This is a genomic window from Xenorhabdus innexi (genome assembly GCF_002632485.1).
In the GTDB taxonomy this organism is placed as follows: Bacteria; Pseudomonadota; Gammaproteobacteria; order Enterobacterales; family Enterobacteriaceae; genus Xenorhabdus; species Xenorhabdus innexi.
On the sequence record NZ_NIBU01000204.1, the window covers coordinates 1 to 857 of the forward strand.

Sequence of the window (857 nt, forward strand, 5' to 3'; positions counted from 1 at the left end):
GCACGCTCTACTTTCAGGGTCAGCGGCGAGCCGTCTTCGATATCGGCCAGTGCGTTGAGGCGAAATAGCGGGTCGTATTCCCCGTCAAATTCCAGCCTTGGCCAGACCGCATCCCAATAACGTTCCAGTGTCTGCCGGAGAAGAGACAGCCCGTCGACATAACCGGGTAATCCCCGGTTTTCTACCCAGGCATGTATCAGGGCGATAATGATCCGCACATCTTTTGTCCGGGACAGCAGCAGAGCCGTTGCCTGTTTTTCTACCGCCAGCCAGTTCGGGGGTTCTGCCGGGGTAATAAAATCCCCGAACTGCTGTTCTGTTTTGCCAATCAGACTCTGTTCTAATTGCAGAAATTCCTCATCGTATTCGAGATTTTCCCCGCAGGGCGATGCGTTACTGATGGGGGCAAGTAACGCATCAATATCCGGGTTGTTTTCATGGTTCATGACGTTTTATGCTCTTATGCTCTTCAGATTCGGGCAGGAGAAGGCAGGCAGGCTGAACGGGCTGAAAATACTGTTGGGCATAAAGGCCAGTACGACATGATGGCCTTTGATCGTAAATCTGGCCTGCAAGCCGGTATCATCATGCGGGGCAGCGGTGTTATGTGAGGTCTGTGTGGCTTTATCCAGCAACCGGTTCAGCGCCCAGGGACCGTAGGCGGATAAGGTGGCGGTGGTGCCGTCCACTAAGTTCAGTTGAATGCTGGCCTGATTAGAACCCGCTGTTCCCGGCCAACTGATAAGTTGTGAGATTTGCGGGCCGTGGCTGTATTGCACCCGCTGTCCGCCGACATCCAGTACCATGCTCAATATGTTGTTATCCATGCTGACGGGCTGCACCATGACATTAAATGA

At 53.3% G+C, this 857-nt stretch carries 2 protein-coding genes; both read right to left on the reverse strand.

Annotated elements, in window-relative coordinates:
* A partial coding sequence (locus tag Xinn_RS21085; RefSeq protein ID WP_169923650.1) for a type VI secretion system protein TssA occupies positions 1-446 on the reverse strand: 446 nt, incomplete at its 3' end.
* Positions 447-452: 6 nt separating this feature from the next.
* The coding region (locus Xinn_RS21090; protein ID WP_280176164.1) for a type VI secretion IcmF C-terminal domain-containing protein at positions 453-857 on the reverse strand (405 nt) is incomplete at its 5' end.